Origin of the sequence: Sphingomonas sp. LR59 (genome assembly GCF_036855945.1) — a bacterium.
Classification (GTDB): Bacteria; Pseudomonadota; Alphaproteobacteria; order Sphingomonadales; family Sphingomonadaceae; genus Sphingomonas.
The window spans coordinates 963,282-984,310 of the sequence record NZ_JASPFL010000001.1 but is presented as its reverse complement, the minus strand read 5'-3'; the positions used below and the strand labels follow the sequence as shown (position 1 = coordinate 984,310).

Annotated in this window: 21 protein-coding genes and 1 pseudogene; 10 read left to right on the top strand and 12 right to left on the bottom strand. The window is 65.5% G+C overall.

Translation table 11 applies throughout. The features are described from left to right. Positions 1–37 precede the first annotated feature (37 nt). Entirely contained in the window at positions 38–178 is a 141-nt protein-coding gene (locus tag QP164_RS04585) for a hypothetical protein (RefSeq protein WP_333922314.1), read from the bottom strand. 274 nt (positions 179–452) lie between these two features. Between QP164_RS04585 and QP164_RS04580 the strand changes: the two genes are divergently transcribed. Beyond that, positions 453–743 carry a metal/formaldehyde-sensitive transcriptional repressor gene (locus QP164_RS04580; RefSeq protein ID WP_333922313.1) on the top strand — a complete coding sequence of 97 codons (291 nt, stop codon included), beginning with the start codon at positions 453–455 and terminating at the stop codon, positions 741–743. Between the two features lie 10 nt (positions 744–753). Here QP164_RS04580 and lysA read toward each other — a convergent pair whose 3' ends face one another. The 10 genes from lysA to QP164_RS04530 all read right to left on the bottom strand — a co-directional run bounded on the left by lysA (position 754) and on the right by QP164_RS04530 (position 8,918). Further along, positions 754–1,986 carry a diaminopimelate decarboxylase gene (gene lysA, locus QP164_RS04575; RefSeq protein WP_333922312.1) on the bottom strand — a complete coding sequence of 411 codons (1,233 nt, stop codon included), beginning with the start codon at positions 1,984–1,986 and terminating at the stop codon, positions 754–756. Between the two features lie 19 nt (positions 1,987–2,005). After that, positions 2,006–2,269, bottom strand: a complete 264-nt coding sequence (locus tag QP164_RS04570; RefSeq protein ID WP_333922311.1) for a hypothetical protein — start codon at positions 2,267–2,269, stop codon at positions 2,006–2,008. After that, positions 2,266–2,781 carry an SAM-dependent methyltransferase gene (locus tag QP164_RS04565; protein ID WP_333922310.1) on the bottom strand — a complete coding sequence of 172 codons (516 nt, stop codon included), beginning with the start codon at positions 2,779–2,781 and terminating at the stop codon, positions 2,266–2,268. Before QP164_RS04565 ends, QP164_RS04570 begins: the two co-directional genes overlap by 4 nt. A gap of 13 nt (positions 2,782–2,794) precedes the next feature. After that, on the bottom strand, positions 2,795–3,058 hold the full coding sequence (locus QP164_RS04560) for a hypothetical protein (protein ID WP_333922309.1): 264 nt from the start codon (positions 3,056–3,058) through the stop codon (positions 2,795–2,797). Between the two features lie 183 nt (positions 3,059–3,241). After that, entirely contained in the window at positions 3,242–3,565 is a 324-nt protein-coding gene (locus QP164_RS04555; RefSeq protein WP_333922308.1) for a hypothetical protein, read from the bottom strand. A 30-nt stretch (positions 3,566–3,595) separates the two neighbouring features. Beyond that, entirely contained in the window at positions 3,596–4,666 is a 1,071-nt protein-coding gene (locus tag QP164_RS04550; protein WP_333922307.1) for an insulinase family protein, read from the bottom strand. Beyond that, positions 4,663–4,962: a hypothetical protein gene (locus tag QP164_RS04545; RefSeq protein ID WP_333922306.1), complete on the bottom strand. Its 300-nt coding sequence runs from the start codon at positions 4,960–4,962 to the stop codon at positions 4,663–4,665. Before QP164_RS04545 ends, QP164_RS04550 begins: the two co-directional genes overlap by 4 nt. Before the next feature lie 381 nt (positions 4,963–5,343). After that, a complete protein-coding gene (locus tag QP164_RS04540) occupies positions 5,344–7,863 on the bottom strand; it encodes a TonB-dependent receptor domain-containing protein (RefSeq protein ID WP_333922305.1) in 2,520 nt (839 codons plus the stop codon). Between the two features lie 129 nt (positions 7,864–7,992). Further along, on the bottom strand, positions 7,993–8,622 hold the full coding sequence (locus QP164_RS04535; RefSeq protein ID WP_333922304.1) for a hypothetical protein: 630 nt from the start codon (positions 8,620–8,622) through the stop codon (positions 7,993–7,995). A 23-nt stretch (positions 8,623–8,645) separates the two neighbouring features. Further along, positions 8,646–8,918, bottom strand: coding sequence for a PadR family transcriptional regulator (locus QP164_RS04530; protein ID WP_333922303.1), 273 nt, complete (start codon positions 8,916–8,918; stop codon positions 8,646–8,648). 240 nt (positions 8,919–9,158) lie between these two features. Between QP164_RS04530 and QP164_RS04525 the strand changes: the two genes are divergently transcribed. The 9 genes and pseudogenes from QP164_RS04525 (at position 9,159) to QP164_RS04485 (ending at position 18,949) form a co-directional block, all read left to right on the top strand. Beyond that, the gene (locus QP164_RS04525) at positions 9,159–10,508 is read left to right on the top strand and encodes an alpha/beta fold hydrolase (protein WP_333922302.1); all 1,350 of its coding nucleotides are present in this window, start codon (positions 9,159–9,161) and stop codon (positions 10,506–10,508) included. Beyond that, a complete protein-coding gene (locus tag QP164_RS04520) occupies positions 10,508–12,043 on the top strand; it encodes a GMC family oxidoreductase (protein ID WP_333922301.1) in 1,536 nt (511 codons plus the stop codon). Before QP164_RS04525 ends, QP164_RS04520 begins: the two co-directional genes overlap by 1 nt. Positions 12,044–12,270: 227 nt before the next feature. Beyond that, a complete protein-coding gene (locus QP164_RS04515) occupies positions 12,271–13,230 on the top strand; it encodes an alpha/beta hydrolase (RefSeq protein WP_243693266.1) in 960 nt (319 codons plus the stop codon). A 23-nt stretch (positions 13,231–13,253) separates the two neighbouring features. Further along, entirely contained in the window at positions 13,254–14,324 is a 1,071-nt protein-coding gene (locus QP164_RS04510) for an alpha/beta hydrolase (RefSeq protein ID WP_333922300.1), read from the top strand. Positions 14,325–14,483: 159 nt separating this feature from the next. After that, a complete protein-coding gene (locus QP164_RS04505; protein WP_333922299.1) occupies positions 14,484–14,762 on the top strand; it encodes a hypothetical protein in 279 nt (92 codons plus the stop codon). 17 nt (positions 14,763–14,779) lie between these two features. Continuing rightward, on the top strand, positions 14,780–15,211 hold the full coding sequence (locus QP164_RS04500; RefSeq protein WP_443027420.1) for a periplasmic heavy metal sensor: 432 nt from the start codon (positions 14,780–14,782) through the stop codon (positions 15,209–15,211). Next, a complete protein-coding gene (locus QP164_RS04495) occupies positions 15,208–15,771 on the top strand; it encodes an RNA polymerase sigma factor (protein ID WP_333922297.1) in 564 nt (187 codons plus the stop codon). Before QP164_RS04500 ends, QP164_RS04495 begins: the two co-directional genes overlap by 4 nt. Before the next feature lie 81 nt (positions 15,772–15,852). Then, positions 15,853–17,768, top strand: a pseudogene (locus QP164_RS04490) (copper resistance system multicopper oxidase). Continuing rightward, positions 17,765–18,949, top strand: coding sequence for a copper resistance protein B (locus QP164_RS04485; RefSeq protein ID WP_333922296.1), 1,185 nt, complete (start codon positions 17,765–17,767; stop codon positions 18,947–18,949). Before QP164_RS04490 ends, QP164_RS04485 begins: the two are co-directional and overlap by 4 nt. A gap of 52 nt (positions 18,950–19,001) precedes the next feature. Here the strand turns inward: QP164_RS04485 and QP164_RS04480 are convergent, their stop codons facing one another. Next, complete coding sequence (locus tag QP164_RS04480) at positions 19,002–20,774, bottom strand: chloride channel protein (protein ID WP_333922295.1); 1,773 nt, start codon at positions 20,772–20,774, stop codon at positions 19,002–19,004. Positions 20,775–21,029: the final 255 nt, after the last annotated feature.

The following is a 21,029-nucleotide window of genomic DNA, read 5'->3' as shown; positions in this document are numbered from 1 at the left end:
ACGGGACGCGCTAGCGTCGCCGCGTGACAGGCGTGCGTCATGCCGACGGCTCGGTCACGGCGCGGGCTCCGCTCGCCGGCCACCCACGCAGGATGCGGCCACGGTGGAGCGGTGCTGCGGCAAGCGCAGCGTGGATGGCACGATCATGCTGGATCGTGCGGAAAACTACGTTGGTCATCAGGCGTCTCTTCCGGGCTCGTGGGCCGAGTCCGGGACAGACGCTCAGCCGGATCGCACTCGCGATTCGTGAACGGCGTGCCCGAACCCGGGACGTCCAGCCGTGATCGTCAGCAGAGCAGAGCCGCTACTGTCGCCATCGCCGGACAAGGGGTAGATCGGGGTTTCATGTGCGTCCTGTTCGTTACCGGTGCCGCGATTGCGCCACCTGCCGGGCGCCCTTGGCGTCGCGACGAGCGCCCGCTATACCCTAGGGGGTATAGATCAAGAGGGTGATGCATTTCGGCCATGAGCCATGTCGAGAAAGAGAAAAGAAGCTGCTCAACCGGCTCAAGCGGCTGAAGGGACAGATCGAAGCGCTCGAACGCGCGATCGAGGAAGACCGTGAGTGCGCGCGGGTCCTGCAACAGGCGACCTCGTGTCGCGGCGCGCTCGACGGGTTCATCGCCGAGGTGATCGAGGATCATATCCGCGAGCACATGATCGACCCCGCGACCGCGCGTGACGATCCGCGCACGGTCGCGGCCGAGGAACTGGTCGAGATCGTTCACGCCTACCTCACCTAATCACGCCACCCTACGCAGCGAACTCCTCGGGCAGATAGCGATCGGCGACGATCTCGAACCGGTCGCCGTCGACCAGGACCTGCGGACTGAGCGCGCGGCAATTGTAGGTCGATGCCATCGCCGCGCCATAGGCTCCCGTGGCATGCAGCACGGCGAGGTCGCCGCGGCGGACACGGTCGATGTCGCGCGCGAGTGCGAACACGTCGCCGCTTTCGCAGACCGGGCCGGCGATCGTCGCGACCATCCGCTCGCCATCGGACATGACCGCCTCGAAGCGGTGAAAGGCATCGTACAGCGCCGGCCGCGCGAGGTCGTTCATCGCGGCATCGACGATCACGAAGGGATGGTCGGCACCCGGTTTCACCCAGATCACCCGCGTCAGCAGCACGCCGGCAAGCCCGGCGACCACCCGCCCCGGCTCGAACGTCAGTTCGACGTCCCAGTCGCGCGTGACCCGCGCGACCATGGCGGCATAGGCGTCGAGCGTCGGAACGACGTCGTCGGCGCGATAGGGGATGCCGAGACCACCACCGAGATCGACGCGGCCGACGACATGGCCGCGCGCGCGCAAGTCCGCCACGAGCTGACCGATCCGGTCATAGGCCTCCTCCAGCGGCGCGAGATCGCCCAGTTGGCTGCCGATGTGCAACGCGACCCCGACCAAGTCGAGACCCTCAAGCCGCGAAAGGCGATCGTACATCGCGGGGACGTCGGTGATCGCCACCCCGAACTTGTTGCCGCGCCGCCCCGTCGAGATCTTGGCGTGCGTGCCGCCATCGACGTCGGGATTGACGCGCAGCACCGCGGTCGCCCGCCTGCCCCGCGCGCGGGCCAGAGCGGCGAGCACCTGCCCCTCCTCCTCCAGTTCGAGGTTGAACTGTCCGACGCCGGCAGTGAGCGCGTCGGCGAGTTCGCGATCGGTCTTGCCGACGCCCGAGAAGACGATGTCCGACGCCGCGATCCCCGCGTCGAGCGCGCGCCGCATCTCGCCGCCCGAGACGATGTCGGCGCCGAAGCCGCATCCGCCCAGCAGATGCAGCACCGCGCCGTTCGGGTTCGCCTTGACGGCAAACGCGACGCGCACGCGTGGCAGGATCGACAGCGCCGATCTGAACCGCTGCGCCGCATCGCGCAGCGCGGCGGCGGAGTAGACATGGACGGGGGTGCCAACCGCATCGGCGATGACGGGCAGCGGCACGCGCTCGGCGCACAACACGCCGTCCCGCGGACTGAAATAGGTCATGGGTTTTCGGTGTCCGGTATCAGGAATAGGGCGGATCGGCGCGCCGGCGGGTGCGACGAAGGCGCACGGCATGGATCGTTTCAGCGGTGTGTCCGTGGCCATGCCGTTCGGCCCGCAGCACCACCACCACGCGCTTGCCGTTGATCATCAGCGTCAGACCAAGCAACGCGATCGGAAACACGAGCATCGCCAGCGCCGACCCGTTCATCGCCGAGGCCACGCCGCAAGCCCCGGCGGCCAGCACCAGGCCGATCCCGCGCCAGAGCATATCGCGCCGGGTCATGCCGCGATGCTCCGAACATGGCACGCGGCATCGTCGGCGATCACGATCCGCCCAGCTTTCCTGACGGCATGCGATGCCTCCGGGCGACGGTCTCGCGCAAGGTCGTGGCAGATCACGATATCGGCCGGTGGGTCCTGCTCGTCGCGCAAGGCCACGACCATGTCGGAAACCTCGAAGTCCACGCCGATCGCCGGGTCGACGATGCGGTGCACCGCTGCCCGCGCCCGCCCGATCAACAGCGGGGATCGGTCGATGCCGCGTCCCTCGATCGCCGTAAAACCGAGCCATCTTGCCTCCGCCAAGGCCTCCAGCAACAGCGTCCCGGCACCACATTCGGCATCGACGATGCGCACCGCGTGCCGGCCATTCGCCCGCAACGCCGCCAAGGCTGCCTCGATCTGGCGCCAGCGCGGATCATGGGCGGCGGCCTTCGACACGTGCCGCGATGGACACGTCGACGAGACCCCGCCGATCGCCGCGCGCAACCGGACGGGAAGAGAATGTACGTTCATTTCGATCCCTCCTTCAGGCCGCCCGCGGCAGCGCGCGCTCGTCGCGACCGACGGGGGCAAAGGACACGAGCGGCGTCAGCGGCAGGTCGGCGATCTCGACGCTCGCATGATAGATATCCCGTTCGGCCTGCGCATAGCGCATTGCCGCGCCGTAGGAGATGAAGCGGCCTTCCAGGCTGCGCCTGCTGTCCTGGACCAGCCAATGGCCTGCGCGATCCTGGCCGACATAGATGACGAGCCCGGTAGAATCGGGCTCCGATATGGGTTCAGACGACATCTCGCCTTGGTACCTTTCGTATCGCGAGCGTCCTGCCCGCCCCCGGGATTTACGAGGTACGGCATAGCGCTTCGAGATCGATCCGCGCCGATCGCATAGTACCAGCATAGTAATCCGCGGAGGTGGGGCGGCAGTCGATCTAGCGGGCTCGACCCTGCGCCAGGCGGTCGTGATCCGGCGGCGTTAAAATCGCCATTTGAAGGTGACGGCGGCGGCGGGCGTCGTGGCTACCGGACTTGTCTGCTGGATCGCGTGAATGGTGGTCTCGGCTTTCAGGGGGCCGGTGAATTCCGCGCGAACGGGCTTTGCCACAAAACCCCGTACATCGCCGAGCCAGATATCCATCCCCTTTGGCGCGCACACCACGACGTCATCGGAGCCGGTTCGATCCGCGCAGGTCACTTCTTTGGTACGAACCTTGGCGAGGTCGAATTCCAGCGCGAGGGGGACAACCGTGGTTGGCCCGGCCGATGCAGCGATGGCCATGACGATCAGATCGCCCACCATGTCGACCTCCTTTCCCAAGTCCCGAAAAATTCAGAGACCGTCGCAGCCGGTCTTGGATGCCTCGGCAATCGATGCCCGCAGCGCGCTCCCGTCACCCGCCATTGGAGCGAGATCGGGCGATTCCACCCGGACATGGCGAACCCCGGCACGCCATTGCTGACGCCACCAAAGGTTGCCCGCCTGTGCATCGATCGCTGGAAGACGGGTCTGCGCGCGTCGCAATAATGCGCTGGGCGGGATCAGCGCCCTGCCCGCGGCAAAAGCGTGAGAAAGGTCCTTGGCGAGTTCGACGTTCTGAACTTGGCCCATGACGCTGGTACGCCGGTCGAGATCCTGGATCAGATCGCGCTGTGCCGCGTCCCATTCTTGATCGGAGAAGCCGCCACTATCAATCGCGCACCTCACCCGGGCCAGACCGGCAATGGCGGGGTGCCATGCGTTGCCCGCAAAATTGTCCCAGAGCATGATCAGCCGGTGACCCTGCTCACCGTTCTCGATGTAGAGCCCGACCTTGCCCGGTGGACTGTCTGGTTGCATTGCGCTCAGCCGCGTGTTGACCGCGCGGAGCACCAGCATCTCCAGCAGCATAGCGTCGATCTGTTGTCCGCGGGTCGGCAGCGGCGGAGCCGTCGGCATCACCACCGTCATCAGCGCAGTCCGTCGTCCCTGGGGCAGCGCCGCGACGCTGATCGGTGCGATGCGGTCGGGTTGAAACGCTGGCACGGCGACATGCGCGGTAGACCGCCCGGCATGCCGCCAACTGCCGAAATGCTCGCGGATCAGCGCCTTCGTCTTTACCGGATCGACGTTTCCGACGATCACGATCATCATGTTTTCGGGCTGGTATAACCGCTGATAGAGAGCCCTGATCGTGGCGATGCTTGCTGTCGGTACGTCGTCCGAATTCTGGGCGTCGATCACGTCAGTCGGAGAGCCAGGTGCGACGGCCGCGATATACCTGGCGTAGATGTCGTTCCCGAGCGTTTTTTCGGCCATTTCACGGGTCACGTCCGCGCGCTGATCGTCCACCGCGTCCGCACGGAACGTCAGGTCGGTCGCCACCTCGCGGAATAGTCCCAGCAGCGTGTCGAGATCGGTCATCCTGGTCGTTCTTGTCGAGACGAAGTAATTGGATTCCGCCAACTCGTCGTCGCGGCGGAGGGCGCGGGAAAGGTCAGTGGCAAGCCGACTTTGGGAAAATGCCGAAGTTCGTCGGGCGCATTGATCGTCGGGCTGGTGAAGACGAGATGTTCGATCAGATGGGTGAGCCCGCGTTCGCCCGGGCGGCGTTCCTCGATGAAGCCACCCTCGTTCCGCATTAGCACGCCGATGCCGGGTTCGCCCCCGCGCCGGGGAAGAATAGCGAAGCGCACGCCGTTCTTCAGGCGTCCGGTCATCACCGGCTGCCAATCGGCCGAAGACGATCGCGTCACGCTCGCCTGCGCCATCGTCTCGGGGACAGCGAGCCTACGGCGCTCGTTCGCCTGTGCAACGGTCGCGGCAAGACTAAACAGGCCCAAGTGCAATGGCACCGTCGAGACGTTCCTGAAACGCACGCCTGATCTCCCGCTCCTATCCGAACGCCGCGTGACGTCGGATTTGTTGGATGATGCGGGGCATTTACGGCAACACGGTGGCGCCAGTCGTGACGTGCGGGACCAGCGATATTTTACTGACGTACGACATCGAACCAACGTGATCTTCCGTTGATCGGCGCGCTGCTACCGGGATGTTTGCCTGGCGGTGATAAATCTCCAGCCGGACGACTGCGCTGAAGGTCAAAACAGTTTGCGGAGCGACAGGACTACACTGCGTCCGACGGCATCGAGCAGATCCGGCTGATAACGATAGGGAACGGAGCCGCTCGCATCACGCACGCGTTGACGCGCATCGGTTATGTTGGCGACTTCGAGCTTGAAGCCGAGATGCCGGGTCCAGTTCTGGTGCGGCAGAAAATGGTGGATGCTCAGCGAACCGCTGAGATTGATCTTGCACAGAGGCGCGAATGTGAGGGTCGATGCGGCGACCGTCCCGCGAACGGTGGCCCGGCCGGTGCAGTAGAAGTCGAACGTGCCGCCATTGCCGAGATAGCTCAAACCCCCATAGCCATAGCCGGCCAGTCGCTGCGTCGTGCCACCCGACAGCGTGTCACCGGCCAGCAGGTCGAGCATCGGCGCCCCCGGCCTGAGCGCGATCCGGTCGGCAAAGCGGACCGTCGGGCCGATCCCGCCGTAGAAGGTCGGGCGGTCGGGCGGCCGACCATCCGGCGTCGTGGGAGGCTTGGCGCGACCGAGTTGGCCGTTGGCGGCGAGCGTGATGTTCAGCGTCCGCTGGCGCTCTCGGAAGACGTTAGTCGGACGGAAAGCGACCGATACCAATGCGCCGGCGCCATCGCGGACGAACAGGTCGGGCAGCGCCGCCTGGATGGCCGGGGTGAGCGCGTAGACGGTCTGGATGCCATCCCGTATCTCGGTTGCCTCGTAGGTTGCGCCGATCCGAAGCTCGCTCTTGGCGAACGGTTTGACGGTCGCGCCGATCGAACGCGTCCGGCGACGCTCCGCGGACAGCGCCGGGTTGCCGCCCAAAAACAGCGTGACGAGCGTCGAGCGGCCGGTAGCGAAGTCGAACAACGAGACCTGTGGCGCCGAAACCTGCGGCCCGGCAAGCTGGTCCAGCGTCGGCGCAACGGCCGACCGTTTGAACTGCGCCAACAGCTGCAGGCCGGTGAACGGCGCCCAGTTCACGCCCAGCGTAGAGTCCGATAAAGTGCCGAAACCGCCGACGTGGCGGACGCTGGCGGAGGTGTTGGCCGACAGCTCGCCGATCCAAGGCAGAACATCCTCACGGCGTGATGCTATCGGCAGGTCGAGCGCGACTGCGCCCTCGACCCGGCTGCGATCGAAGGCGATCGCGGAGGGCGTGGCGCCGCGCGTCCTGCTGTCCGTACCGATCTGCTCGCCCTCGACGGTGGCGGTCAACGTGACGCGGCCCGCGGGGAGGCGCAACGGGCGGTTGGTCGCAACGAATTTGGTCCCGGCACCATAGGTCGATTGCACGGTATGATCGACAAGCCGGTTGGCGAGGAGCGCGGAATCGAACGGCCGGAATGGATCGGCGCCGGCGGCGATCGCAGCATTGGCGGCGGTGATGTCGATCGCCTTGGCGACGATGCCGTCCCGGTGCTGCGTATCGAGCGTACCGGTCCAGTCCCATTGCCAGCCCCGCCATGCGCCACGCACCACGGTACCGGCATGAAGCGTCGTGATATCGGTGCGCTGGCTGAGCGGCGGCGCCTCGACGAGGTAGCGCTGGAGCAGCACGTCCCGGCTGAACGGTGAATACGGATTGCCACTGGGCAGCACGAACGTCGCGCTGGCGGGGCCGAACACGGTCCGCTCGCGACTATGATCCGCGGTCAGCGTCAGAGAACCGGACAGCTTTCGGCCGATCCGGTTGGCGATCACCGCTTCGCCGTGGATCGTGTCGTTCGAGGGTGCGAGCGTACGAAGCGGCGACAGATCGAACAGCCGCGGCTGGTTTGCGTTCGCCGCAAAACTGTCCAGTCCAACCATGCCGACCGATAGCGGCCCCGCCGGCACCGGGACGATCGTCACGACCTGCCCCACCATTGCGGACAATGCCGGGTCGATCTCGCCCCCTGCCAGCACACCGGTGATGTTGCCCCTCGCGTCAAACGGCACGTCCGGATCCGGCAGGACGCGACGCCGCGATTGCAGCAGCGCATCGGTATGACGCGCATCCAGCGACAGAGTCAGGCGACCGTCGCCGCGCAGCCGCGTGAAATCAAGATGCGCGTTGGCATTGTCGGCACCACCGCGTGTTGACGTACCATCGGCCTGCTTCAACGACAGTTGGCGAAACCGGCGCTTGGTGATGAAGTTCACGATCCGCCGGGTCGGTGGATAACCATATTGGAGCGCGACCGGCTCCGGAAACACCTCGACCTTCTCGATCGCTTCCGGCGGCAGATTGCCGATTTCCTGATATCCCGGCACGCGTTGCGCATTGAGCAGGAAGATCGGCTCCTGCCCGTCGCCCGACTGCGTCACCCCGCGAATGGTACGCAGCAACTCATCGATCGAGGTCGCGCCGGTCGCGGCTATCGCCCCCGCATCCAACGTCGCCAGCGGCAGGATCGCGGTGTCGACCTGCCCGCGCCGGCCGACGACGACGATATCGTGACGCGTATCCAATGCGTCGGGCCGGGCGGGTGTTGCATCGGGATCGGCGTTGGCTGGCGCAGCGGGAAGCGCCCCAGACTGGCAAATACCCGCCACCGACCAGTTGAATGCAAGAACCGCTAGAGAAAGACGACCAGCCCGTAGAGTATCGCAATATATCCTGTCGGGTGATCTCACGGGTGCTTCACCTTTATGAGGTTGCGGTAATCGGCGACACCAAGCGGATCAACTATACCCAGGATCGTACTGCGTATCCGCGGTGTCTCGATCTATGCACCAATGCCATCGCACGAGCACCAGGATCGCAACATGCTGCGCGACAAACGCCAGGATCGGCAGCGCCATGCGGGTCTCATCGAACCCGAGCAGCGCAACGAATACTATCAGGGTCAGTGTCGCCGCCGCGGTGAACCGCTCAAGCGCCGCAACGCGGTCCCAGTTACGGTCCAGTATCGCCCAGGCGATGAGGACACTCGCGCCGGCCAGCAGGAACACGGCTAGCGACAGCGACGATGCCGCCGCCCGGTTGCCGTCGTCGAGAAGAGTCGAGCGCGCACCACCGAATGACAGGATACCAACGACGTCGTCATGCCCAAAATCGAGATACGGGAAGCCGATAATCGCGCCAATCGTCAACACGGCGGCGAGGGGAAGGATCAGGCCGACCGCGAGCGCGTAACTCGTCAACGCAAAGCGCCCGTCCGGGTCGGTGAGCATCATCCGCCACGCGCCGTGCAGGCAGCCAAGCGCAAAGGACAACGGCTTGCCATCGGCGATCGACGCCTCGAACTCGCCCAGCATCGCAAGCCCCCAATCGCGACGACGAGCACCGACGCAGCGGATCGCGATTTTCATCAGGCACCGGGACAGCGCGACAGTCATATCCGGAGCATTTCCCCGACGGGTTGCGCACGGTCATTCCCGATCGAGCGCGCAAGCGATACTCCCGCGGCGGTCAGGCGATAGACGTGACGCGGGGGCCGCCCGGCCTGTATCGGTTCGCGCCACTCGGCCTCCGACAATCCCTGCTCCGTCATCCGTACGAGCAACGGGTAGAGCGTGCCCGACGAGATGCCGGTATCCTTCATCAGGTCATACCCATGCCGCCAGTCCTGAGGCTGATCCGCCATCGCCACGAGTAGCGTGAGCATCTGTTTCGAGGGTCGTCGATCGCGCGTCATTCGCTTTTTCAACATATGTAGATTTAAGAGTCAACGGTGATACGGTTCAGCTGGCTGCTGATGATTGGATTCAGTTTGCGCGGTCCCCGATGCTCATGACCGCGACGCGCAAAGTGCGAGCGAATTGATCGAGATTGCCTTTCTTGCGGCAACCCGAGGGAACGGACACGGTCCTGCAACGTCCGGCAAGGACGTATCTCGCGAGGCTTCATGACCGGACTGACATTGGTGTTTCTTCACGCGCTAGGCGCCAGCGCGCGTGAATGGGAGCAGGTCATCGATCATCTCCCGGGGTACGAATGCGTGGCGCTCGACCTGCCTGGGTTCGGCGGCGCTGCAAAGGCTGGCCATGCCGATGTCGTCACGATGACAGACTGGCTGGCAGACGAAATACGATCTCGCCAGCCCAACCCGTGCGTCCTTGTCGGACACAGCATGGGCGGCAAGATCGCGACGTTGGTGGCAGCGCGTGCAGCGTCCGGAGAGATCGGGCTGTCGAGTGTTCTGGGCGTCGTTCTGGTTGCCGCGTCGCCCCCCAGTCCAGAGCCGATGGCAGAGGATCGCCGGGCCGAGATGATCGGCTGGTTTGCCGATGGTCAGGCGTCACGCGAGGACGCCGCGACCTTTGTCGATGCCAATACCGCTACGCCGCTGCCGGACGTGTTGCGCGACAGGGCGATCGACGACGTTTTGCGCTCGAACAGAGCGGCGTGGCTGGGATGGCTGGAGCGTGGCAGCCGCGAGGATTGGAGCGGCGACACCGGACGGATCACTCTTCCGGCGCTGATCGTCGCCGGTGGCGAAGACGGTGATCTCGACGCTGATGCACAGCGCAGGCTGAACCAGCCGCATTATGTCACCGCCGAATTGCGGGTGGTGGCAGATGCGGCACACCTGATCCCCTACGAACAACCCGAAGCGCTTGCCGCCCTGATCCGCGAACACGCGGCATCGGTTGCGGGCGCAATCCTGCCAGCGCATTTTGGCCAGATCCTCGGCTCGGATCGGGTAAGCCAGAGAGCACGAAGCGCGATGCTGGAAAGGCTGCGTCCTGTCCGCAATGCAGCGAACTGGACCGACGATCACTATGCCACGCTTGCCGTCTTGATCGGGCAGATCCTGCCGGATCGCGGCGTCGACCATGACCTGGCGCGTCGTATCGCATTCGGCGTTGCTCAGGGTGATGGCGATGGGTGGCGCTTCGCTGCGTTGCCCGCCGATGGCGAAGCCTGGATCCGCGGCTTGGCGACCTTGCACATCATGACGGACGGTCTTTCGGCGGGGGATCACGCCTGGACCAACCTCCTCGAAAATGTTGCCGAGGGAGAGGCTGGCCGCGCAGACGACGACGCGTATCTTTCCCCCGCGCAGATGAAGCTGTGGTTCGATGACGTTCGCGCGGAAGTCGTGCGTGTCTGGATGTCGCTGCCGACGACAATGGCTGAAATCGGATATGATGGGTTTGCCGTGGGCGGCGATGCACATCGCAAGCAGGGCTATATACGAACAGCGGCGGACGACTTGGAACCTTGGCAACTTGCGTCGGGGAGCGCGTCGTGATGCGTTATCGACACCGCGAGGCGGACGTCGTCGATGCCGTCGTGATCGGCACGGGAGCCGGTGGAGCACCGCTCACCGCACGTCTCGCCAAAGCAGGCCTGTCGGTCGTCGCGCTCGAGGCTGGCCGCGTATTCCGTCCGGAAGACCATGTCGCCGACGAGGTCGCCGCGGATATCTACTGGATGGAAGAGCGACTGAGCGGCGGCGCCAATCCTACCGCGTTCGGGTCGAACAATTCGGGTATGGGGGTTGGCGGGTCGACGCTGCACTGGGGCGCGTTCTGCCCCCGCCCCGACCCGCGCGACCTGCAATTGAAGACGCTGACCGGCGAAGGCGCCGACTGGCCGATCGACCATGCCGAGTTGATCCGCTACATCGAAGAGGTGGAGCAGTTCACCGGGGTATCGGGCCCGGCGCGGTATCCGTGGGACGAGCACCGCCGCTACGAGTATCCGCCGGTGGCGCGCAACGCCCCGGCCGACGCGATGGCGCGAGGCTGTGCGGCAGTCGGCATTGTTGCAACCGACGCACCGGCAGCACTGGTGTCACGCGACCGGGACCAACCGCACTGGGGACAGCGACAGGCTTGCGTGAATTGCGGCGCCTGCCACCAGGGCTGCCGCAACGCCGCCAAGACGAGCATGGACACGACCTATCTGCCGCTTGCCGCTGCCCATGGTGCGGAAATTCGCGCTGGGTCCCGCGTGCTGTCGTTTGAATTCGACGCCGGCGGCCGGATCAGCGCGGTCGTGTACCGGCAGGGTGACGCGGAACACCGCCAGCGCTGTTCGGCAGTCTTCCTGTGCGCTGGGGGTGTCGAAACACCACGCCTGCTGCTCAACCTGGGTATCGCCAATTCGAGCGGTCAGGTGGGACGCAACTTCATGGCGCATGTCGCGACGCAGGTTTGGGGCCGGTTCGATGCCGATATGCGGATGAATCGCGGTTACCCGTCGTCGCTCATCAGCGAGGATATGCTGCGCCTCGACGATGCCGACTGCGCCGGCGGCTATCTGATCCAGAGCCTGGGGGTGTTGCCAGTCAATCTTGCCACCGGTCTCGCACGCGGCGCGGGCATGTGGGGCGAACGCCTCCAGACTATCTTGCGCGGTTACAATCATATGGCGGGGATCGGCATCAATGGGGAATGCCTGCCCCATCCGGACAATCGCTTGACGCTTGCCGACGAGACCGACGCCTTCGGCCACCGCAAGGCGCGGATCGACTTCAGCTATCACGCCAACGAGCATGCCATCGATCGCCACGCCCGCCGCACGCTTAGCGACATCTGGGCGGCGGCGGATGCGAAAGACATCTTCGCCGTCGATCGCTCCGCGCATACCATCGGCACCTGTCGCATGGGGCATGACGGCGACGAGGCGGTAGTCGACGCGGATGGTCGCAGTTTCGACATTCCCAATCTGATGATCTGCGACAACTCGATCTTTCCAAGCGCGCTGGCGGCGAACCCGGCACTGACGATCATGGCGCTGTCGCTTCGCACCGCCGACCGGTTTATCGCATCCCGTCGCTAGATGGGTGAGCATACGGCTGGCGCCAAAGACCATGTCGCGAAGAACCGGTATGCAGGGTCGACGACACGCCCGAATAGCAGGCGCCAGGGCGACCGGGCGCGCCGTGGCCTCGCTCAAATCTGGGCGCGGTTGGCAAGGCCGATTGCTCACATCGTGATTGCCGCATAGCGTCTATCGTTCATTCTTACCGGAAGGCCGCGATGTCACCCCCCATGGATCGAACCCCTATGAGTCGTCGCAGCATCCTGATCGCCGCCGGTGCTACATCGGCAGCGTTGGTGGCGAGCACACCCGCGCTGGCGGCGACACCGGGCCTGCCGGCGTCATGGGATCAGCAGCCGCGGATACCGTTATGGCCGAAGGGCACGCCCGAAACCGGCTTTGCCGCGCAACCGCAGCCAGCCGACTACCCCAAGAATTTCGTACGCAACGTGGCGCAGCCCGAGTTGCGCGTATTCGTCCCCGCGCGCTCGAACGGCCAGGCGGTGCTGTCGATCCCCGGCGGCGCCTACACGTTCGTCTCGGTCATCAACGAGGGCATCGACGTCGCGCGCCGGATGAATGCACTCGGCTATACGGTGTTCGTGCTCATCTACCGCCTGCCTGGCGAAGGCTGGACACACCGCGCCGACGTGCCGTTGCAGGATGCGCAGCGCGCAGTGCGCGTGATCCGGTCGCGCGCTGCCGAATATCGTCTCGATCCCGCGACGCTGGCGGTGGTCGGCTTCTCGGCTGGCGGGCACCTTGCCGCAAGCCTCGCGACCGGGTTCGGCGAGGCGGTGGCGCCGGTGCGCGATGCGATCGACCGTCTGGACGCCCGCCCTGCGCATGTCGGGTTGATCTACCCGGTCATCAGCCACGTCCCCGGCATCGGCCATGCCGATTCGAGCCTGAAGCTGCTTGGCCCCTCCCCCGACGCCGCGCTGATCGCCCGCCGCTCACCCGCCGAGCACGTCACCGCGGCGACCCCGCCGATCTTCCTCGCCCACGCACTGGACGACCCCGCGGTGCCTGCGGAGAACAGCGTCATCATGATGCGCGCGATGCAGGCGGCGAAACGCCCGGTCGAGGCGCATTTCTTCCAGCGCGGCGGGCACGGCTTCGGCACCGGCGAGCCCGACCTGCCCGCCAGCGCCTGGCCCGACCTGTTCCTGCGCTGGATCGCCGACCGCGTCGCTGCCGCTTGACCCGACACGGATCGGAGACCGACATGACCGGATGGACCAGGCGCGACATGCTCCGCACCAGCAGCGCGGTCGTCGCCGGCACGATGCTGGCGGACGTGGCCGGCGCCGTCGCAACGCCGCAGCCATCGAGAGAGGCGCTGGCGCATGTCGCGCCCGAACTGCGCCCGGCCGCGCGGCAGATTATGCTGCTCTCCACACAGGGCGGCCCGTTCACCGACGCCAAACTGCCCAAGCTGCGCGCGACCGGCGCAGCCGGCGCCCAGCCGCCACTTGCCGACATACCCGTTCAGGTGCGGCAAGTTGTGGTCGGTCGCGGACAGCCCGACGTCACCGTCTATGTCGTCAATGCGAGGCCCGGTGGTCCAGCGCGCCCGGCGATCCTGCACACGCATGGCGGCGGTTTCATCGTCGGGTCGGCAAAGCAGGAACTCGCTTATCTCCAGCAACTGGCCAAGGACATCGACTGCGTCATCGTCACCGTCGAATACCGGCTGGCGCCCGAGACGCGCTACACCGGCTCGATCGAGGAGAATTACGCGGGGTTGCGCTGGCTCCATGCGCAGGCCGCGATGCTCGGCGTCGACCGCAGCCGGATCGCGGTGATGGGAGAAAGCGCGGGCGGCGGCCATGCCACACTGCTTGCGATCGTCGCGCGCGATCGTGGCGAGGTGCCGGTCGCGTTCCAGTCGCTGATCTATCCGATGCTCGACGATCGCACCGGCAGCGCAGTCCGGCTGCCGCCGTTCATCGGCGCGGTCGGCTGGGATGGCCCGGCCAATCAATATGGTTGGCGCTCGTTCCTCGGCATGGCGCCCGGCACCGCGCAGGTACCCAGCGCCGCCGTCCCCGCGCGCGTCGCCGACCTGCGCCGCCTGCCGCCCGCCTTCATCGCGGTCGGCGGCGTCGACCTGTTCGCACCCGAGGACATGACGTACGCGCAGCGCCTCACCGAAAGCGGCGTCGCCACCGAATTCCTGCTCGTCCCCGGCGCGTTCCACGGTTTCGACCGCGTTGCACCGGAGACGCCGCAAGCGCAGCAGTTCACCCACGCCAAACTCGCCGCACTACGCCGCGCGTTTGCTACCGGTGGATGAGACTCTCGCCCCTCCCCAATCGTGACAAGATCTGCATCGCCAGTGCGCATGGGAGCACGCGGTCTGATAGGCCTCATTGCCCTGAGGCGACGATTTTTGATCGTCCGCGAGGGGCCGGGCAACGGCACGCGTAGGTACTGGATAGGCAAAGGAACGATGATGATCGACGACCTGGACGTCCAGCTGGCGCGTATCGCCTCGGTGACGTTGACCAACGAACTCGAGGGTCTCGAACACGCCGTGCTGGGTCGGATAGCGACCGAACGGGCCCAGACCGACACAATGCTTCGTCTCGGCGTCGCCGCCGTCACCGGCGCATTGCTTCTCGGCGGACTCAGTTCGCTTGACCAGGCACCGCCGACGCGGGCGGTCGGCGCGTTCGAGATGCTGGGCGGGGCAAGCGCCCTTGCGCCGTCCACCTTGCTTGGCGGATCGTGATGAGGCCGCGTACCGACGTGCTGCTCATCATCCTGGCGGCGTTCGTGGCCGCAATCGTGGGTGTCATCGCGGGCCGCGTCTTGACCGTCCCGGCCGCGACGCCCGCCGCCGAATTGCACGCTGTTCTGCACAACCGGATGGATCTGAATCGCGACCAGACGACAAGGCTCGACGCGCTGGAGCATGTCTATGCGGTCCATCGCGCGGCGATCGAACGTCGGATGCGGGCCGACAACACAGTGCTCGCCGCCGCGATCGAGACCGAGCACGGCTATGGTCCGGGCGTCGCCGCCGCCGTCGACCGCACGCACGCCACGATGGGGGAACTGCAAAAGGCGACACTCGCCCACATCTTTGCGATGCGCCAAGTGTTGACGCCCAGACAGGCCCCGCAGTTCGATGCCGCGGTGGTCAAAGCCTTGACCGACGACTCCCATGCCGCGAAGTGACGACCGCGTTCACCTCGATGTCCGATGCCGAGCTGGTCACGCTGGCGCTGGCACGCGAGGACGCCGCATTTGCCGAAATCGTCCGTCGGCATCGTGCCGCGCTCTACAGGCTCGCCCGCGCCAGCCTGGGGGATGCCGACGACGCACTCGACGCAACCCAGGACAGTTTCGTACGCGCATATCGATCGCTCAGCCGGTTCGATCTCGAACGACCGTTGCGCCCTTGGCTGGTACGGATCGTGCTGAACGCCTGTCGGGACCGCATACGGCGCCGGATGGTGCGCCGTTATATGTTGCCGTTCGCGGCCGAGGCGCATGATCGCGTCGCCGACGACTCCCCGCATCAGGGCGTTTTAGCCGGCGACCGGCAAGACCTTGAGCGAACCCTGCACGCGATCGCCGCGCTTCCCGCCGCCACGCGCGAGCCGCTGGTCCTCTGCGCGATCGACGGCATGAGCCAGGCGGACGCGGCGATGATTCTTGGCATAAGCATCAAGGCGGTGGAGACACGTGTTCGGCGCGCTCGGGAGGCTTTACGAACCGCGCTCGTTCGTTTCTGACGAAAAAATCACGCGGGGTCGAGGGGACGACGTCCGGCGTGCGTACCACCATCACCACCCATGCGGTACTCTGGAGCCTGAATGCACGACCATCTTACCCGCCGCACGGTGTTGCGCGGTGCCGGCCTCGCTGGCGGGGCCGCTGCGTTTGCAGCCTGGATGCCGGCATGGGCGCAGTCCGTCTCGGCCGGGCTGATCGCACCGCTACCAACGGTGTCGGGCGACGACATCCGCCTGACGATCGCGCGGCAACGCATGACGATCGATGGACGTGTAATGAAGGCGATCGGGATCAACGGCACGGTTCCAGGCCCGTTGATCCGCCTGCGCGAAGGCCAAACCGCGCGCCTGTCGGTCGTCAACGACCTCGACGAGGAAAGTTCACTGCACTGGCACGGGCTGCTCGTACCCGCGCAGTATGATGGCGTACCCGGCGTCTCGTTTCCCGGTATCGCCCCGCAATCGACCTATGTCGCGGAGTTTCCCATCCGACAGGCAGGCACCTATTGGTATCACAGCCATTCGGGTTTGCAGGAGCAGCTCGGGCTATATGGTCCGATCGTCATCGATCCCGCGGGCATCGATCCGGTCACGTCGACCCGCGAGCATGTCATCGTGCTGTCGGATCATAGTCCGTCGTCGCCCGCCGCGATCTTCCGGCGGATGAAGCTTGGCAATGGCTATTACGACTTTCAGAAGCAGACGCTCGCGGGAACGCTGGCAGGCCGCGACCAGCCGCTGAAGGACCGGCTGAAATGGGGCGGGATGCGGATGTCTCCGACCGACATCGCCGACGGGACCGGCGCCGCTTATGTCTATCTCGTCAACGGCCACGGCCCCCGCGACAATTGGACGGCATTGTTCACACCGGGCGAACGCGTCCGCCTGCGGATCATCAACGCCTCGTCGATGACGACTTTCAACGTCCGCATTCCCGGCCTGCCGATGACGATCGTGCAGGCCGATGGGCAGAACGTGCGGCCCGTCGCCGTCGACGAATTCCAGATCGGCGTCGCCGAAACCTATGATGCGATCGTGACTCCCGGTGATTTGGCCTACACGCTGGTCGGTGAAAGCGTCGATCGATCGGGCATGGCCCGCGCGACACTTGCGCCCCGCGCCGGCATGACTGCCGCCGTTCCACCGCTGCGCGCACGACCATTGGCGACGATGATCGACATGGGCATGGGTGGAATGAGCCATGCCAGCATGGAGAAGGGCGATCCACACCGCGGGGTCGATCCGACCGCCGAACAAAATGCGTCGACGCAGCTCGCGACGCCCGGAACGCCCGCAATGGCTATGCCATCGCCCGCCATGCCCGGACCGACATCGAAATGGGCCTAGCCATGGATCATGGATCGATGCCGGGCATGGACCATTCGGCCATGGCAATGGGGCAGCCCTCAGCCATGCACGGGAGCGAGATGGGCGACATGAAGATGTCGATGCGGGACTTCTCGAACGCGCCGGTGATCGATCGGAACCCTGGCGTTCAGACGGTCGCGATGGCCCCGATCGATCGCACCGATTATCCGGGCCAAGGCTTGGAAAATGTCGGGCACAGGGTGCTGACCTATCGCGATCTGGTCGCCCTGGAGCGCAACCCCGACGTCCGCGCGCCGACCCGGCAGCTCGACATACACCTGACGGGCAACATGGAGCGCTTCATGTGGTCGTTCGACGGCGTGAAGATGTCGGACACGATGGACCCGTTTCCCTTCACGCTCGGCGAGCGTGTCCGCGTGACGCTGATCAACGATACGATGATGGCCCATCCCATCCATCTCCATGGTCATTTCTTCGAACTGGTGACCGGACACGGCGACCATGCACCGCGCAAGCATACGGTGATCGTCCAGCCGGGCGGCAAGGTAAGCTGGGATCTTACCGCCGACGCGGTCGGCGACTGGGCGTTTCATTGTCACATGCTCTACCATATGCATGCCGGGATGATGCGGACGGTGAGCGTCCGTCCGGCGGGAGACACGGCATGAACCGCGTCCTCGCACTACTGCTTATCGGCAGCGCAACGATCGCAACGCGTGCCCTTGCGCAGGATCACGCGATGCACGGCATGACCATGCCCGGTATGGCGATGCCCGCAAAACCGAAGCGCGCTAAACCCGCGCCTCGCAAGCTTCAGCCTGCCAAGCGTGCGACTGCAAAGACACCGACGCGCTCTGCCACAGCGCGGAAGGTTTCGACGGTTCGCCCGACGGCCCCTGCTGCGCGCCCGTCGACGGAACCCGCGATGCCGGCCATGGATCACGCGCATATGCCCGGCATGACGATGCCAGGTACGACGGCGCCCGGTATTACAGCGCCTGGTATGACGGTGCCCGAGATGGACAGGCCCGGCGGACATGCCGGTCATGACATGACTGCGCCCGCGATGGCCACCGACACGATCGCGCCGACGGGTACCGCGCTCCCGGCAGGCAATGCCCCTGCCCCGCCCTTACCAACCGGTCATTTTGCCGATCGTCAGTTCGGAGCCGCCGCTATGATGCCGGCCCGCGCGCAGATGATGCGGGAGAGCGGTGCGCAACGCCTGGCGCAGGTGATGTTCAATCTCGCCGAATATCAGATCCGCAATGGCAAGGACGGCTATCGCTGGGACGGCGAAGGCTGGTTCGGTGGCGATATCGACCGTGCGGTCATCAAGACCGAGGGCTCCGGCGCAGTCCGAGGCGGTGTCGAGGCCGCGGAGGTACAGGCGCTCTACAGCCATGCGATCGGCCCTTATTTCGATGTGCAAGCGGGCATTCGCCACGACTTCGCACCATCACCGACGCGGAGCTATGCGACGATCGGCGTCGAGGGTCTCGCGCCGTACATGTTCGATACCGAGGCGGCGGTTTTCGTCTCGACCAAGGGGGACGTGCTCGGGCGCCTCGAAGGCTGGTATGACCAGCGCCTTGCTCAGCGGCTCGTGCTGCAGCCCCGGGTCGAATTCAATCTGGCCGCGCAGGATATTCCCGAAACACGGGTCGGTGCAGGACTATCCGACGCCGAACTCGGCCTGCGGCTTCGTTACGAGATCGCGCGCGAGTTCGCTCCCTATGTCGGGATATCCTACGAGGCGAAGACCGGTCGCACTGCCGATTACGCGAGGGCCGATGGCAAGGATGTGACGACGACCAGCCTGGTTGCGGGTGTACGATTCTGGTTCTGATGGTGGTGTACGCCGTGCCGCGCAGCCAGGTCGGCCTTCACAGCGCTGTGCTTCACCGCTCCCCGAACAGGTCGCGCTGTGCCTTTTCGAGTTCCTCGGCATAGCGTCGTCGGACGAAACTTTCCGACAAGATGCCGAGCACTCGCCAGTCGTCGTCGAGCACTGCGAGTTCGTCTGCGCCCGATGCGTCGAAGCGACGCATGATCTCGGCAATATCCATGGTCGGCGTCAGCGCGGAGTCGATGTTGATTGCCAGCGGGCCGACCGGCGACTGCGGATCGAGCCCTTCCGCATAGGCCGTCGGGGTCTGGACAATGCCTGCATACCGATCCTCGCCATCGATCAGAACTGTACGGCTGGTCGCACCGAGCGGCACGCGGCGTCGGAACTCGGCGATCATGATCCCCGCCGGCAACGGCTTGGCATCACGACGCATCATCCGCCCCGCGGTCAACGTCTTGACCCAGCCGACGTCGCGCGCGCTCTTAATCGTCTCGCCGCGCAAATGCAGTCGCCAGGTCGAGAAGCTGTAGCCGAAGGTCTCGCGCACGATCGTCGATGAGACCAGCGCCGCCGCCAGTACCGCGCCGGTGAGCGCGAAATCATGCGTCGCCTCCAGCACCAGCATCGCCATCGTCATCGGCCCGCCGACCACCGCGACCGCGAGCGCGGCCATCCCAACCAGCGCGGCATTGCGCGGATCGACCACGTCCTGCCCGGCCAGCGCAGCCAGGCTGCCGGCAAACAAATGGCCGACCAGTGTGCCCAGGAACAGCGACGCGAAGAACAGCCCACCACGAAAGCCGAAGCCCAGCGACACGATCGACGCCGCGCATTTCGCGAGGAAGATCATCGCGATGAACGCCAATGATGCCCCCAAAGCGAGATCGGCATGAAGCGCGCCATGTCCTGCAGACAGGACTTGCGGTGAGACCAGCGCGATGGGGATGAGCAATAGGCCGCCGATTGTCGGCCGCGACCATTCCGGCAGTTTCGCGCGCCGCGATGCCGTTTCGACCAGCGCCACCGCACGCATCAGGACGATACCGATCCCGGCACACAGCGCGCCAAGCCCAGCATAGATCAGATAGTGATGCGTCTCGGTCGGCATCGTCGAGACCGAATCGATAACATAGGGCTGAATACCGAGAAGCTGCGCGACCAGCGTCCCGGCCAGCGCCGCCGCGACGACCGGGGCGAGCGCGGTCGGCGTGTAGGCACCGATGACGATCTCGAACGCGTAGAACGCGCCGGCAAGCGGTGCACCGAAGGCTGCCGCGATCGCCGCCCCCGTCCCGGCGCCGACGAGATTCCGCAGGTCGGCACGGCGCAGGTTGAACACACGACCGGCGACCGATCCGATTGCGCCGCCCAGTTGCGCATAGGCCGCCTCGAGCCCGACCGACGCGCCGAACCCGTTGGACAGCATAGTCTGTACCGAGATGACGAGGCTGTCGGACACCGACATCCGACCACCGTGTAGCGCGTTCGCTTCGACCGCATCTACCATCCGGCGCTTGCGCGATCGGACAGCCAAGGAAAAAGCCGCCAGCACGACCCCGCCGATCGGCAGCACGACGAGTGCGCCCGCCGGTAATGCCGGCAGCGCGCTCAAACGCCCGGCCGACGACAGGCCGAACAGCACATGCTGCAACGTCCGCGCAATCGCGCCCTGTAGAACACTGAGCAGCCCCGCCCCGGCCCCGACGAGCGTCGCCAGCACGATGAAGGCAGCCTCGCTCGCGCGGACACGGCGGCGAATCCATTTGAGGAAGGAAAGAGCGTGCAGGGTCGTGCGCCAGGCCGGGGATTCGGTCTTGCTCATCTACGTCGGGACGCGGCAATCATGACAGGAATTTCGTTCGCCATTCAATTGACACACCCACCGCAGCTTCAGGGCCGGGTTTATGCACGTCCCCCGCCGCAGCACGTGCGATGACAGAATACTTAAAGGACAAGCTGCCGACGAGCGCGGCGTTGTTTCAAATCCACAAGACCAACATAGTGATCACGTTCGACGACATCCCGTCGGCGGTGGACAGCGCGCGCACAAGGCGTCGACCTGACCATCTCGAGCCAA